The sequence below is a fragment of the Brevibacterium zhoupengii genome (genome assembly GCF_021117425.1).
Taxonomy (GTDB): domain Bacteria; phylum Actinomycetota; class Actinomycetes; order Actinomycetales; family Brevibacteriaceae; genus Brevibacterium; species Brevibacterium zhoupengii.
The window spans coordinates 3,294,791-3,308,707 of sequence record NZ_CP088298.1; the positions used below are offsets into that span (position 1 = coordinate 3,294,791).

The window sequence follows — 13,917 nt, forward strand, 5'->3', positions numbered from 1 at the left end:
GACCGATAGGAATGATGATAGCCGCTGGTGCTCACATGATCGCAGACCATCCGCCGATTCCGCCTACACCCCACACCCACGCCGAGGTGGCCGCTGGGTTCCAGCGGCCACCTCGATAGGTGCGGTGCACTACGCAATCGGGCGGTGCACGGTGCGATCGGGCGATGAGCTGCGCGATCGGGTTGTGGGGTCAGCGCGGTCGGTCGATCAGATCAACGCGCCACGGGGTTCCTCATCGTTCCGGCGTAGAGCAGCGATTCGGCCTGGTTGCCGATGTCGACCATCTGCACGGTATTGCGCAGCTGCAGCCGGTTGAGGCAGGAATGGGCGAAGCGTTCTGCCCGCAGGTCCACATCTCCGGCGAGCCCACGGGCGAGCTCGGGATGCTCGGTCTCGTAACGATCGAGCACCTCGGCGACCAGCGCCCAGAATTTCTGTGCACCCAGCACACCATCGGAATCCAGGATCCCGCCGAGGTGGCGCAGCACCCCGTCGAACATGTCCGTGAACACGGACAGTGCCTTCTCCTCCCCCGGGACCAGCGCCCGGATCCGCTCGACATCGTCAGGCAGTTCACGGTGGCCGAGGACAGCGACCTCTTCGCCGATGTCCTTCATGAAGGCACCGGTCACGACATGGTCCTCAAGAATGAGAATGAGGTTCTCACCGTGCGGCATGAACACGAGATCATGGGCCAGCAGGGCGTGCACGAGCGGGTGCAGATAGGCCCGCAGATAGGAGCGCACCCAGTCCTCCGGACTAAGGCCTGAGGCGCGGATGAGTTCGCTGACAAAGGCGACTCCCCTGTGATCGCGGTGCAGCAGCGCCGCCATCGTGACGACCTTCTGACCAGGTTCGATGACGCTCAGCGGGTTCTCGCGCCAGAGAGCGGCGAGCATCTTCCGGTGCGGGTTCGTCTCCTGCGTGCGGTGGTAGACATCGCCCGTGTAGCCCAACGCGGTGCGTTCCCGCAGGACTCGGAATCCGGCATCCCCGAAGGCGGGATCGGTGCCGACGAGCTCTGCGATCCAGTCGTTGATGGCCGGCGTATCGCGCATGTACTTCGGGGACAGTCCGCGCAGGAAGCCCATGTTCTGCACGGCGAGCGCGACCTTCACATACGGAGCGTCGACCCGTGAGTGGTTGAAGAAGGTGCGCAGTGACTGCTGCGGCTGATGCTCCTCGAGGCCAGCGCCCAGGGGCAGCAAGTCGCCGCGGGCGATGTCGGCGGCGAATGTGATCGCGAGCCGGTGGTCGGCCTGCCACGGGTGGACCGGGAGGAGATGGAAATCGTCCGGGTTGCGGCCGGCTGATCGGATTCGTGAGTCGAAGAGTTCACGCTCCTCGGCACTCAGCGCCCACTCGCAATGTGCGGCTTCATCGAGTCCGACACCGACCGAGAGGTGGCTGTGTTCACGGCTCGCTGCCACCCATTCGATTCGGGTGGACTGGCCGTTCTCCGGGGCCCATTTCCGATAATCGGAAAGGGAGAATCCGATGCGTCCGTTGTTCGCGATGAACCCGGGATGGCCTTCGGTCATGGCCGCCTCGGTGGTTTGGAAGTCGGAAGTCAGGAGGTCTGTGGAGTCCGGACGGTGGCCCTTGATCGCCTCGGCGAGTTTGAAGGCACTGCTGGCCAGGGTCGACGCGAGTTCCTCGAGGTAAGTCGACATCAGGTTCTCCGGGATGCCGAGGGCCTCCTGGAGTTCGACGACAAGTTCCTGCGCGTCGAGTCCCAACTGCGTGTCACCTCGGCGGCGGGTGATGCTGGCCTCGTCGATGACCCAGTGCTCGAGCGGCAGGACTCGGGCGGTGAACGTGTACGTGACAGCGTCGGCGGCAGTGTCTGTGTCTGGAGAACTGTCGTCAGCGACCTTCAACTCCCAGTCATCGGCCCCGGCGTCCGGGCCTGTGGCGCGAACCGGGGCGATGAGGCGTTCGTGGGCGAACTCGGACAGCGCCTTGGCCACGAGGTGGCGTTGGGCGACCCCGAAGGTGTCGGGATTTAGATGGGAGTATGTTTCTGGAACCGCGAGGTCCGACGATGGTCGGTCGTCAGCAGCAATCGGCACTCCCCCTGGAGCGGGAACGCCGGCTTCGACGTCCTCACGGCCCAGAAGCGCAACCAGCTCGCTGGATTCGAAGTCCTCGTGGGTGCAGATGCTGATCAGGGCCCGCTTGCGCTCCTCCCCCATCATGATGGTCGCCTCACTCACCGGGCGGAATCCAGCTGCCCGGTTCTTCTCGAGGATGGCGGTGTTGCGCACATCGGGTTCGACGATGACTCGGCGTCCGCCTCGGCCACCCTGTTCGATCGGGCGGATGCAGAAGTCGATGACCTCGGCCATGATCCGGTTCGTGAGTCCGCGCACCCCGTCGCCGTCGGGTGGGGCGACGAGCAGGTGCATTCCGATGTCCTCGGGCCCGGTGGGGACAACGTCGTGCGGGATCAGTGTGGAGGGCAGGTACGTTTCGACGTAGAAGCAGTCGATGCCGTCGACCGAGCCCACCCATCCGTTGTCATCGGCGGAGTTCTGCACGCCGCCGAGGTAGTCGCGGACTCCGGACTCGTCGAGTGCGGTCATCTGCCAGTATTGGGCGCGCGGGTGGGTCAGCCACACGTGGATGTTCTTGGCATCGCGGTCGGGGTCCAGCGCTCGGATGTCGACGGTGCGATTTGCTGCTGCTGGTGCTGCGGTGGTGGCTGATTCTGCGGTTATGGCTGCGTCTGTCATGAGTTCGGTGGTCATACGTGTGTCATCTCCCTGTCGTCTGCAGGCTGGGAATCGGAATCAGAATAGGAAATGGAGTAGGAATCGGAGTCGGCGAAGTGCGAATCGAAGTCGTCCTGACTGTTCAAAGGTGCGGCGTCCGGATCAGCCGAGTCCGGGGTTGCCGTATCCGCGGTCACCCGGTCGAGGGCCCCTTCGTCGAGTACCCCGCCATCATCCGCCGCGCCTTCCGGAATCCCGAAGGTCTGGAACGCAATGGTCTTCTCGATCGGGTACGGTTCGCGTCCGGTCACGTGTGAGAGCACGACGGATGCGCGCCAGGGGCCGAAGCCGAGATCGGGTGCGGTGACGCCGTGGGTGTGCTCTTCGCCGTTGAGGACGTGGATGGTGCCTGTGTCGTTGACCGTGTAGTGGCGGCTGACGTCGAGGCGGCCCTTGGCATCCAGCCGGACTTCGTCTCCCAACGGAGCGAGGAAGTCTGGTACCTGGGACTTGTACCCGGTGGCAGAGACGACCGATCCGCTGCGCCGGTCGAAGCAGTTATCCAGTGCCGTGTTGCGGAAGCGCAGGGCATAGTCGCCGCTGCTGACATCCCGTTCGGCGGAGATCAGTTCGGATTCGGCCAGCAGGTGGGTGCGCAGCTTCCGACCGCCGCGGCTGAGCCGATAGAGGGTGTCGTGGATGTCATCGACGAGCTCGGCACTGATGCCCTTGTACAGGGTTCGCTGCTCACGGCCCAGCTGTTCGCGCAGGTCATCGGGCAGAGCACGGAAATAATCCGTGTATTCCGGGGATGTCATCTCCAAAGTCAGCTTCGTGTACTCCATCGGGAAGAAGCGCGGCGAGCGCGTCACCCAGTCGAGTCGCACCTTGCGAGCTTCGGCTTCGTCGATGAGATCACGGTAGATCTCAGCCGCGGACTGTCCGCTGCCGACGATCGTGATCGATCCGCTCTCCAATAGAGCCTCTCGGTGGTCGAGATACTGCGAAGTGTGGATGACCGGACCGGCATCCTCGGCACCGACGCCCCGCGCAGCCCGGCCACCCTCAACACCGACACCCTCGGCCCCCAAACCCTGCAGGGCGGGAGGCAGCACCGGTGAGGTGCCGACACCCAGAACGAGGTGGCGGGCTCGGTAGGACTCGGTACTCAGCGTCTGACCGGTTTGATCGGCCACCTCGGCGGTCACGGTGTAGATGTCATTGTCCCTGGTCACCGAGGTGACCGTGCGGTTCCAGCGCAGTGTGTCCAGCTGGGCGGCGACCCAGCGGCAGTACTCGTCGAATTCGGCGCGCAGGGGGTAGAAGGATTCGCGGATGTAGAAGGGATAGAGCCGGCCGCGGTCTTTGAGGAACTGGAGGAAGGAGAAGCGGGAGGTGGGGTCGGCCATGGTCACCAGGTCGGCGAGGAATGGGACCTGGACCGTTGCGCCTTCGATCATCATGCCCGGGTGCCAGCGGAACTCTTCGCGCTGGTCGAGGAAGACCGCGTCGACGTCGGGCAGCGGGTCGGACAGGGCCGCCAGCCCCAGCCCGAAGGGTCCGATGCCGATGCCGACGATGTCGTGGATGTGTGTCTCGGGTGTGCTCATGCCGCGCCTCCTTCGATCGAGGTGAATGCCCGTTCCTGGTCAGGGGTCGTGCTCTCCAGGTGCCGGCCGGCGAGGATGCCGTGGCCGGTGGCGCGGACGAGGTCGAGTACGGCGGTGATGTCGGCGACCGTGGTGTCGGGGTTGAGCAGGGTGAGTTTGAGCCAGGGTGTGCCGTCGATGGTGGTGCGGGCGATGGCTGCGCGTCCGGAGCGGAAGAGGACGCGACGGATCATCGGCACCAGTTCATCGGCCGTCCTCGTATCGGCAGCAACCGGCGAGAACCGGAAGAGGACCGTGCTCAGGTCCGAGGCTCCCAGCACCTCGAAGTCGGGCTGGTCTTCGAGGAGTTCGCGGACCTCGGAGGCCAGGTCGCACACGACATCGAGCAGCTCGCCGATCTCACCGGCGCCGCGGGCACGCAATGTCGTCCACAGTTTCAGGGCGTCGAAGCGGCGGGTAGTCTGCAGCGATTTGTCGACCTGGTTCGGTTCTGCCTCGGCGCTCTGGGCCTCTGCTTCCGGGTTGAGATAGTCGTTGTGGTGCAGCGTCGGGTCGAACAGTCTGATGTCGCGCACGAGCAGTGCGCTCGAGGACACGGGCTGGAAGAAGGTCTTGTGGAAGTCGATCGTCACCGAAGTGGCCCGGCCGATGCCCTCAAGAAGGTGTTTGCGGCGTGGTGCCCACAGCAGTCCCCCGCCGTATGCGGCGTCGACGTGCATCCACACGTTCGCGTTTTCACAGATTTCGGCGATGGAGGCCAGCGGGTCGATGACGCCGAGGTCGGTGGTGCCGGCCGTGGCGACGACGGCCATGACGATTCCGCCGGTGTCGTCGATGTCGCGCATCAGCTCGGCCAGAGCTTCGGCGTCCATGCGTCCGGCGGCGTCGGTGTCCACGCTCACGACCGCCTCGGCGTCGAGCCCGAGGAGGTGCGCTGCGCGGGCGATCGAGAAGTGAGTCTGACTCGTCGTGAGGATTCGCAGCCGGGACATGATGTCGCGGCGTGATGCCTCACCCCGACCAACCTGGGCGCCCTCGACCCCCTGTGCTCGAAGTGCCTGCTGGTCGCGCAGGACGTTCTCCCTGGCCAGGAACAGTGCCTGGAGGTTGGACTGGGTGCCACCCGAGGTGAAGATTCCGTCTCCGGTGTCGAACCCGACGTGCCGGCTGGCCCACTGCACGAGTCGGCGCTCCATGAGCGTGGCGACTTCGGATTGGTCGTAGGTGTCGACGGAGGTGTTGATCGCCGCGAGCATCGCTTCGGCGGCGACGGCGGGAACGGCGACCGGGCAGTTGAGATGGGCGACGTAGCTGGGGTGGTGGAACCAGACGGCATTGCGGGCGTAGAGGTCATCGGCCTCACGCAGGGCGGCGAGGTTGCCGATGCCCTGCCCGTCGAGGTCGAAGCCTGCGACCTGTGCCTCGAGGCTGGTGCGGTCGTTCGCCGAGGCGGGTGCGTCGACATCGGTGAAGCGCTGAGCGAGTGCGTCGACGACCTCGTGCATGAGCTCGGCGTAGGCGTCGGCGCTGTGGGCACCCAGCAGTGCGTCGCCGGTGCGCGCCGAGGCTGCGTCGGTCAGCGACGTGTTCGACAGTGGAGCTGCATCAGTCAGCGATCCTGCGTCGGTCAGTGATCCAGCATCGCCGGTGCGCGCTGATCCTGCGTCGGTCAGCGGAGTTGGGGTGTCAGAGAGCAGTGAAGTCATAGCGGTACGGTTGCCTCCTTCGGTTCACGGTCCGGTAAGGCCGGACTACATTAGGGAAACCTACCCTAAGTAAAAGAAGAAGCAAGGCGAGTGGTGCCGTCGATCGCCGACTACATGAGTAACCTCAGACGGGACCCGGAGTCGCCTTCGTCAGCTCTCGCGCGGCCAAGCCCACGATCGACGACAGGCGTATACCGCCTCGGAAATTCGCACGTGGTCTTCGTCACATACGGGCGTTTCGTCTGACATCCTGAGACAGCGAAAACGGCCGTAGTCCCTGCACAGGAGGCAGGAACCACGGCCGTTGACGGTCGCACGGAACCGTCCGAGACGGTCGGTCGAGAACTCTTATTTCACGACGTAGTTCGGGGCTTCGACGGTCATCTGAATGTCGTGCGGGTGGCTCTCCTTGAGGCCCGCAGTGGTCAGACGGACGAACTTGCCCTTGGCCTTGAGGTCTTCGATGGTCGGTGCGCCGACGTAGAACATCGACTGGCGCAGGCCGCCGGTGAGCTGGTGCGCGACCTGGCGAAGTGGTCCGCGGTAGGCCACGCGGCCTTCAATGCCTTCTGGGATGAGTTCGGTGTCGGTCTCGATATCGTCCTGGAAGTAGCGGTCCTTCGAATACGACTTGCCCTGGCGCGGAGCCATGGCACCCAGTGAGCCCATGCCGCGGTAGGCCTTGTACTGCTTGCCGTTGACGAAGATGAGCTCGCCCGGTGATTCGCTGCAGCCAGCCAGCAGGGAGCCGAGCATCACGGTGTCGGCACCGGCAACCATGGCCTTGGCGATGTCGCCAGAGTACTGAAGTCCGCCATCGGCGATGACCGGCACACCGGCCGCACGTGCTGCCTGGGCGGCCAGGTAGACGGCGGTGACCTGCGGGACACCGACTCCTGCGACCACGCGGGTGGTGCAGATCGAGCCTGGACCGACACCGACCTTGATGGCGTCGGCACCGGCGTCGATGAGGGCCTGAGCCCCCTCCTTCGTGGCCACGTTTCCGCCGATGATCTGGACGTTGTCGAACGTCGAATCGGCCTTGATCTTACGGATCATATCGGTCACACCGCGAGCGTGGCCGTTGGCCGTGTCGACGACGAGGACGTCGACACCCGCCTCGGCGAGGAGGACTGCGCGCTCATAGGCGTCGCCGTGGAATCCAACGGCCGCACCAACACGCAGGCGTCCCTCGTCGTCCTTCGTCGCCAGCGGGTATTCCTCGGTCTTGACGAAGTCCTTGACAGTGATGAGGCCCTTGATGACGTTATTCTCATCGACCAGGGGCAGCTTCTCGACCTTGTGCTCGGCGAGCAGTTCGAAGGCCTTCTCCGCGGACACGCCGTCCGGGGCGGTGATCAGCGGCATCCGGGTCATGGTGTCGGCCACGGTGCGGTGCGGGAATTCGCTGCGGGTGACGAAGCGCAGGTCGCGGTTGGTCACGATGCCCAGCAGCACATTGTTCTCGTCGACGACGGGCAGTCCGGAGATCCGGTACTTGCCGCAGATCTCGTCGAGTTCTTCCAGCGTCTTCTCTGGGGTGATCGTCAGCGGGTCGTTGATCATGCCGGACTCGGAGCGCTTGACGTAGTCGACCTGGGCCGCCTGGTCTTCCATCGACAGGTTGCGGTGGATGATGCCCAGACCGCCGATGCGCGCCATGGCAATGGCCATGCGCGACTCGGTCACGGTGTCCATGGCGGCCGAGACCAGCGGAATGTTGAGCTCGATCTCTTTGGTCAGGCGGGTCGTGGTGAAGGCGTCGGAGGGGATGACATCGGTGTCACCGGGCAGGAGAAGGACATCGTCATACGTAAGTCCCGTCAGCGAGAACGGATCGTTTGCGGCCTGTGTTTCCTGCTCGGGAATCCCCATGGGTACAGCCTTTCGACGCGGTGAGTACGGTGGCTCAATGCTATCGAAGTCATACAGCGCTTATCTAGCGTTTCAAATACCGAGCACTGTGAGACTGCCGACACCGATACTCAGGAATGCTCGCCGAGGTGGTCCCGCCGTTGCATAGTCCGGCCCGCCGCCGAGGTGGTCCGACGGTTCCGTGGTCAGCGGCCTTCGCCGACCGAGCGTGCCAGGTCGAGTGTCGAGGCCTCGGAGTCATCGAGGTGGATGCGCAGCAGGCCTTCGGCTCCGTGTCGGTCACCCGAACGCATCTTCTCCAAGATGTCGCGGTGCGGGTTCGCCCAGTGGGAGTGGTATTTGCCTGGTTCCTGCGAGCGGGCGAATGTCGTTGAGAGGCGGGCCATGAGATTGAGGTAGAACTCATCGAGCATCGGCGAGCCGAGCAGGCCGACGATGGCCCTGTGGAAGGAAGCGGAGTGCTCCTGCGCGTCGGTCCAGCTCTCGTTGCTCGGAGCGGTCTCGGCACGGACGACGGAGGCTTCGACTCGGCTCATCGCTTCCTCGGTGGCGTCCTGTGATTCCTGGACGGCACGGATCTCGAAGACACGTCTTGCCTGGTAGAGGTCCTTGAGTTCGTCGAGGTCGAAGGTGCGTACGAAGAAGCCGCGGTTCGTCTCCTGAGTCAGCAGGCCGGCGTGGCGGAGCAGGCTCAGAGACTCGCGTGCGGTGTTGCGAGAAACGTTGAATTCCTTCGCCAGCGCACCGTCTCGGACCGGGGATCCGGCAGGGTATTCGCCGGTCGTGATTCGGGACCGGACCAAGGCGACGATCGCCTCTGAGGTACATCCGGGTGCGTGTGGGCTCATACCACCAGGCTACCGTGTCGTCACCGCTCGCGGGCAAAGCCGGAGCGCAGTCGTCGATGATGATACCGAGTCGAGACACGAGAAGTCACCACCTCGCCTCCTCTTCGCTGGCGCCGCTACGGCGTTTCCCCATGCTGGTGCCGTTGCTGCACCTCGCCGAGGCTGAGGCCGGACTCGAATCGTCGTGGTTGCCCGGTCAGCGGATCCTCAAACCCGATCGACGCCGCCAACAGCTGCAGCGGCGAGCTGAAGTCATAGGGATCCGGAGCACGGTCGACGGGATAGACCGGGTCACCGAGGATGGGCAGCTCGAGCGAGTTCATATGGACCCGCAGCTGGTGAGTCCGACCCGTCAGTGGTTCGAGCTGGTATTCCCCGATCGACGGGCACTCCGCCGATCGCCGAGGTGGGGGCACGGTTACGTCGGACCACCTCGGCGAGGGTGGGGTGCGTTCACCCAGCAGGCTGATCTTGGAGAATGCGTTGGGTTCGCCTTCGACCTCGAGGACCTGTCTGCCGCCGCGCGGTTTGACCAGCCTGGACTCTTTGATGAGCGGGAGCTCGAGGTCTGCTGGCGGCAGCGCAGCGAGGGCGCGGTAGGTCTTGGTCACCAGCCGGTCCTGGAACAGGCGCTGATAGCGGCCGCGGGTATCGGGGCGCTTCGACAGGATGAGCAGTCCCGCTGTGACGCGGTCGAGGCGGTGGATGGCCACCAGATCGGGTTGGTCGAAATCCAGGCGGGCCCGGGTCACGACGCATTCGCGGACGAAGCGGCCGTTGGGAGTGCTCGCGAGGAAGTGGGGTTTGTCGACGACGAGCAGATCGTCGTCCTCGAAGACCACGGAGATCTCGAAGGGAATCCGCTCCTCGGCCGGTACCGGCCGGTGGAAGAAATAGAAGCCGCCGGGGACCACAGCATCGTCCCAGTGAATCGGCTCGCCCGTCTCATCGCGCATATCACCCGAAGTGAGCAGGCTGCGCCGGGCCTCATCGTCGGCCTCGGGGAACTCTGCCTCCAGCCACTCGCCGATCGTGTCCGGGACCGGAAGATGGTTCTTGTCGTGCGTCGCCTTCCCACCAGGAGCGCGCAGCGAAGTCGCGGAGATCCCTTCTCGGGGTGGGAGCGGGCTGCGTGGCATCGGATCAGTCTAACTGTCGACGCGATGCCCGATGCGGCACCGACGCCATGCCGCACTCGACTCTGAGCCGGCACAACGCGCCGTGGGCTCGCGAAACGTTCCGTGGGCCTGCGAGAAATCTGGGGCGCGGAGTCCTATGGTGGGAGGTATGGACAACACCGAACTGACGGAAGAGTTCCTTCTCAACGAAGTCATCGCTCCGGTTGTTCTCAGGCTGTTCGCCGATGATGAATGGGACAGCTTCGGGGTGAACCATCCCACGGCCGGTGAGGAGACCTGGGTCGTCAGCGTCGTCGCCGACCAGGAGGCTGTCGACATCCCCCTCGAATACGCAGAGGGATCCGAGTCGGTCGATGACCTCCAGCACAAGCTCATCGCCGAGCTCAGAGCATTCATCGACCGGTCGGAGTTCGGGCAGCGCCGCGATGAGGACGAGCCGCCCGATGAACACATCGCTGCTCACCTGAACGCGAGCCGGCGCCCCCTCCCGAACATCACCGGGCGACCGGAGTGTGTGATGCGGACGCTGAGGATCCGCTCGCGCAACCTCAGACTCGACCGGCGCCGATGCCGCTCGGCCCACCGCAGGGGCTGACTCACGCCTCCAGCCCTGGTCGGATCACGGCTCCTGTGGTGCACTTGGTGCATGAGCTTCGACGCGCACCACATTTCGCAGACGATCCACTGCAACCCTTCCGACATCGCAGTCTTTGCCGGCAATCCGGCGAATCTCCCGCAGTGGGCCGCTGGCCTGAGTGAGGGCATCCGCAACGAGGCAGGGAGATGGATCACCGATTCGCCGATGGGTGAGGTCGAGGTCAAGTTCCGTCCGGGCATCGAGTTCGGCATCCTCGACCATGACGTGATCTTTCCCGACGGTACTGCCGTGCACAATCCGCTGCGCGTGCTCCACAACGATGACGTCAGCGAGATCGTCTTCACCGTCTACCGCCTGCCGAATGTCAGCGACGAGGATTTCGCCCGGGATATCGCGGCAGTCGAGAAGGACTTGGAACGCCTGCGCGATGTCCTCGAAGGCTGAGACCCGATTTACTCCCACCGCCACATTCATGCAAGGATTCTTGTATCGGATTCGGAACCATGTAGTCGACGATGCACTTGCACCGTCGGGCAAGAGCCGTGAGGCGGTCATGACCAACACAGACGACAACGCTTTCGCGTTGACCCGCACATGGGTGAACACCGTGGTGGCCGTACTCGTCCTCGTGGCAGGTCTGCTGCTCTACCTGCCTTTTGCCAACCAACACATCGGAGAAGGCACCTTCCTCTCGGTGCGCAGTCTGCACGACATGTCTTACGTGCTGCTGGCACCGGTGATCACCATGGTCGTTATGCTGTTTCTTCTGCGTCGATCCCTCGGCCGATTCCTCGCCTACACCTATGGCGTACTAGTCGTCGCTGAAATTGCCGCTGCGTTGATCAACGATGTGCTCTTCTCTCGGTTCGGTTACTTAGACAATGAGCTTTTCCCGACACTCACGGTAGCCGTACCGGTCATCTGTATCTTCACTGGTCTGGCGGCAGTCTTCGTGTCGGGCGAGTCGATCGTGAGAGAACTGGCAAAACGTCGACGCCGCAGGCCAGTTTCCATCTGACGATCAGTGCACAAAGCTCAGAACTCAGTGCTCAGCGCTGGCCGTCTGATATATGCCATCAGGCGCACAACCACCTCGGCGAGGGCCTGAACTCATACCGCCTGAAGAGCGTCCACTGGACTGATCGATGTCGCCGCGCGTGCTGGGGCACGGCTGGCGGCGAGCACGGCCAGAAGCGAGCCGGCGACGACGGAGATGATGACCCACCAGGGCACGGACGGAGCGAAGAATCCGGTCAGCGGTGACAGCAGCACCAGCGCACCGATCCACCCGAAGGCGATCCCAAGGGGCACGGCGACCAGGCAGGCGGTCACACTTAGCTGCATGCCTTCGGCGACGATCATGCGTCGCACCCGTCGCGGAGTCTGGCCGAGGGCCATGAGCAGACCGATCTCCTGAGTGCGCTGTCGCACGGAGAGAGTGAGGGCGTTCGCGACTCCGATGACGGCGATAATGACGGAGAAGAGGACCATCCCGAGGAAGAACATCATCGTCTGGTCGATGACGGTCTTCAGCACATCCTCGAAGCCGCCCCACCCGTCGTCGCCGAGCGATTCGGCGTAGTCGAGAAGCTGATCTCTGAAGGTTGTCATGGCCGTGGCGAACATGACGATGAGGGTGATGCCGATGACGAGTCCGATCACCGTGCGCGCATTGCGGGTGGGGTGGCGAGCGATCGTCGACGCAGCCAGACGTGCGGTTGCCGTTCGGCCGAGCAGCCACCCGGTCAGCGTCTGCAGCGGCGGAAGGATCCAGGGGTTGCCGACGATGACACCGACGAAGGTCAGTGCGGCACCGACGGCGACAAGGAGCACGCCCAGTACACTCACTGTGTTCCCGCTGGCACCGACGATGCCGCTGATGAGAAGGGTGATCCCCATGGACAGCAGGATGAGTGCACCTGCCAAGGCCCCCATCGACGCGCGTGTGTCTTCGGGGCGACGTTCGACAGCCTGCGAGGTGGCCTCGATCGGCGAGATGCCGCTGATGCGTTGGGCGCCCAGATACGCGGAGAACCAGGTCACGACGATCGTCGCCGCCCCGGGCAGGAACATCATAGGGCTGAGCAGTTCGGGTTCCACGGTGATCTGTTCGCCGAGGTAGGCCGTCGTTGCCTTCGCGAGTGCAGTGGAGACGAGGAATGCAACGACGGCGCTGGGTATCGAAACGAGCAGTCCCTCCACCGAGGCGGCTCGACGCAGCCGTCGTGAGGAAGCTCCTATGAGCCGCAGCAATGCCAGTTGGCGGCTGCGCCCGGCGATGATGATGGAGAACGTATTCGCGATGACGATGCTCGAGACGAACAGTGCGATGACGAAGAAGACCAGCCCCACCATTGTGAGCAGGCCCTGCGCGGTGTCTGACTCGGAGACGATCTTCGCTGACGACATCCAGGCGGTGAGGATCTCGATGCCCTGCATGATGACGGTGCCGAAGAGTGCCGCAATGAAGACGACGAGGAAGCTGGGGGCGAACTGCCGCGGGTTGGTCCGGATCTCCCGCAACGGGTTCATCGGCGCCCTCCAGACTCCGCTGCATACTGCGGGGTCCGTCCGGTTTGTGGTGAGGATCCTGCGTCCGCGTTCTCGGCAGCCTCGGCCTGCGCGTCGAGGTCGAGCATCGTCTGCGCGATCACCTCGGCGCTGATCGAGTCGTTGAGCTCAGAGACGGGCGTGCCGTCGGCGATGAACACAACCCGGTCGGCATAGGCAGCCACGATCGGATCATGGGTCACGAGCACGATCGACTGACCGAGCTCGCGCACTGCCTCGGACATGATGGCCATGACCTCGCGGCCCGACCGGCCGTCGAGGTTGCCGGTCGGTTCATCGGCAAAGAGGATATCCGGTCGGGTAGCCAGAGCACGGGCGATGGCCGTGCGCTGCTGCTGCCCGCCCGAGATCTCGCTGGGCCGATGCTTCAGCCGCTCGTCGAGGCCGAGCCGCTTGATGATGCTGGAGATCCAGGCGCGTTCATCGGCGTTTGGCCTGCGATCGTCGAGTTCGAATGGCAACATGATGTTCTCCCGCACCGTGAGGGTCGGCACCAGGTTGAATGCTTGGAACACGAAGCCGATCCGCCGCCGGCGCAAGGCCGTGAGCTCGTCTTCACGCAATGCGGTGATCTCACGTTCGCCGATGTGCACAGTGCCCGAGCTCGGCCGATCAAGCCCGGCGAGGATGTGCATGAGGGTGGATTTGCCCGAACCCGAGGGCCCCATCACGGCCGTCAGGTGTGCGGGGGCGATATCGAGGGAGACCTCGTTGAGAGCGACCAGCGCTGCCCCGTTCGGATCAAAGATCTTCGAAACATCACGAAGTTGAGCGATGGGCATCGGTGAGGCGGTCGTCATGGGGTCCCTACATTGTTGCGTCAATCTGTCTTGTCCAGACTAACGACCCTCGGGCG

At 64.1% G+C, this 13,917-nt stretch carries 11 protein-coding genes; 3 read left to right on the forward strand and 8 right to left on the reverse strand.

Annotated features, from left to right (window positions below):
* Positions 1 to 212: 212 nt before the first annotated feature.
* The 6 genes from LQ788_RS14995 to LQ788_RS15020 form a co-directional block, all read right to left on the reverse strand.
* Complete coding sequence (locus tag LQ788_RS14995) at positions 213 to 2,750, reverse strand: GNAT family N-acetyltransferase (RefSeq protein ID WP_231442296.1); 2,538 nt, start codon at positions 2,748 to 2,750, stop codon at positions 213 to 215.
* On the reverse strand, positions 2,747 to 4,324 hold the full coding sequence (locus tag LQ788_RS15000; protein ID WP_231442298.1) for a lysine N(6)-hydroxylase/L-ornithine N(5)-oxygenase family protein: 1,578 nt from the start codon (positions 4,322 to 4,324) through the stop codon (positions 2,747 to 2,749). Before LQ788_RS15000 ends, LQ788_RS14995 begins: the two co-directional genes overlap by 4 nt.
* Complete coding sequence (locus tag LQ788_RS15005) at positions 4,321 to 6,030, reverse strand: pyridoxal phosphate-dependent decarboxylase family protein (protein WP_231442300.1); 1,710 nt, start codon at positions 6,028 to 6,030, stop codon at positions 4,321 to 4,323. Before LQ788_RS15005 ends, LQ788_RS15000 begins: the two co-directional genes overlap by 4 nt.
* Positions 6,031 to 6,378: 348 nt before the next feature.
* On the reverse strand, positions 6,379 to 7,905 hold the full coding sequence (guaB, locus tag LQ788_RS15010) for an IMP dehydrogenase (RefSeq protein WP_231442302.1): 1,527 nt from the start codon (positions 7,903 to 7,905) through the stop codon (positions 6,379 to 6,381).
* A 185-nt stretch (positions 7,906 to 8,090) separates the two neighbouring features.
* Complete coding sequence (locus LQ788_RS15015; RefSeq protein ID WP_231442304.1) at positions 8,091 to 8,753, reverse strand: GntR family transcriptional regulator; 663 nt, start codon at positions 8,751 to 8,753, stop codon at positions 8,091 to 8,093.
* Between the two features lie 116 nt (positions 8,754 to 8,869).
* Positions 8,870 to 9,892, reverse strand: coding sequence for a pseudouridine synthase (locus LQ788_RS15020; RefSeq protein WP_231442306.1), 1,023 nt, complete (start codon positions 9,890 to 9,892; stop codon positions 8,870 to 8,872).
* Positions 9,893 to 10,040: 148 nt separating this feature from the next.
* On the opposite strand from LQ788_RS15020, the gene LQ788_RS15025 reads away from it, so the two are divergent.
* The 3 genes from LQ788_RS15025 to LQ788_RS15035 all read left to right on the forward strand — a co-directional run bounded on the left by LQ788_RS15025 (position 10,041) and on the right by LQ788_RS15035 (position 11,508).
* Complete coding sequence (locus tag LQ788_RS15025) at positions 10,041 to 10,487, forward strand: hypothetical protein (RefSeq protein ID WP_231442307.1); 447 nt, start codon at positions 10,041 to 10,043, stop codon at positions 10,485 to 10,487.
* 51 nt (positions 10,488 to 10,538) lie between these two features.
* Complete coding sequence (locus LQ788_RS15030; protein ID WP_231442309.1) at positions 10,539 to 10,934, forward strand: SRPBCC family protein; 396 nt, start codon at positions 10,539 to 10,541, stop codon at positions 10,932 to 10,934.
* Positions 10,935 to 11,043: 109 nt separating this feature from the next.
* Positions 11,044 to 11,508, forward strand: a complete 465-nt coding sequence (locus tag LQ788_RS15035; protein ID WP_231442311.1) for a hypothetical protein — start codon at positions 11,044 to 11,046, stop codon at positions 11,506 to 11,508.
* 92 nt (positions 11,509 to 11,600) lie between these two features.
* On the opposite strand, the gene LQ788_RS15040 is transcribed toward LQ788_RS15035, so the two are convergent.
* Both LQ788_RS15040 and LQ788_RS15045 read right to left on the reverse strand, forming a co-directional pair.
* Positions 11,601 to 13,022, reverse strand: coding sequence for an FtsX-like permease family protein (locus LQ788_RS15040; RefSeq protein ID WP_231442313.1), 1,422 nt, complete (start codon positions 13,020 to 13,022; stop codon positions 11,601 to 11,603).
* Positions 13,019 to 13,861, reverse strand: a complete 843-nt coding sequence (locus tag LQ788_RS15045; protein ID WP_231442315.1) for an ABC transporter ATP-binding protein — start codon at positions 13,859 to 13,861, stop codon at positions 13,019 to 13,021. Before LQ788_RS15045 ends, LQ788_RS15040 begins: the two co-directional genes overlap by 4 nt.
* Positions 13,862 to 13,917 lie beyond the last annotated feature (56 nt).

What these genes read in the sequence shown, in the direction of transcription:
- LQ788_RS14995 (WP_231442296.1), bottom strand. Translation starts at nt 2,750, where the DNA reads ATGACCACCGAACTCATGACAGACGCAGCCATAACCGCAGAATCAGCC.
- LQ788_RS15000 (WP_231442298.1), bottom strand. Translation starts at nt 4,324, where the DNA reads ATGAGCACACCCGAGACACACATCCACGACATCGTCGGCATCGGCATC.
- LQ788_RS15005 (WP_231442300.1), bottom strand. Translation starts at nt 6,030, where the DNA reads ATGACTTCACTGCTCTCTGACACCCCAACTCCGCTGACCGACGCAGGA.
- guaB (WP_231442302.1), bottom strand. Translation starts at nt 7,905, where the DNA reads ATGGGGATTCCCGAGCAGGAAACACAGGCCGCAAACGATCCGTTCTCG.
- LQ788_RS15015 (WP_231442304.1), bottom strand. Translation starts at nt 8,753, where the DNA reads ATGAGCCCACACGCACCCGGATGTACCTCAGAGGCGATCGTCGCCTTG.
- LQ788_RS15020 (WP_231442306.1), bottom strand. Translation starts at nt 9,892, where the DNA reads ATGCCACGCAGCCCGCTCCCACCCCGAGAAGGGATCTCCGCGACTTCG.
- LQ788_RS15025 (WP_231442307.1), top strand. Translation starts at nt 10,041, where the DNA reads ATGGACAACACCGAACTGACGGAAGAGTTCCTTCTCAACGAAGTCATC.
- LQ788_RS15030 (WP_231442309.1), top strand. Translation starts at nt 10,539, where the DNA reads ATGAGCTTCGACGCGCACCACATTTCGCAGACGATCCACTGCAACCCT.
- LQ788_RS15035 (WP_231442311.1), top strand. Translation starts at nt 11,044, where the DNA reads ATGACCAACACAGACGACAACGCTTTCGCGTTGACCCGCACATGGGTG.
- LQ788_RS15040 (WP_231442313.1), bottom strand. Translation starts at nt 13,022, where the DNA reads ATGAACCCGTTGCGGGAGATCCGGACCAACCCGCGGCAGTTCGCCCCC.
- LQ788_RS15045 (WP_231442315.1), bottom strand. Translation starts at nt 13,861, where the DNA reads ATGACGACCGCCTCACCGATGCCCATCGCTCAACTTCGTGATGTTTCG.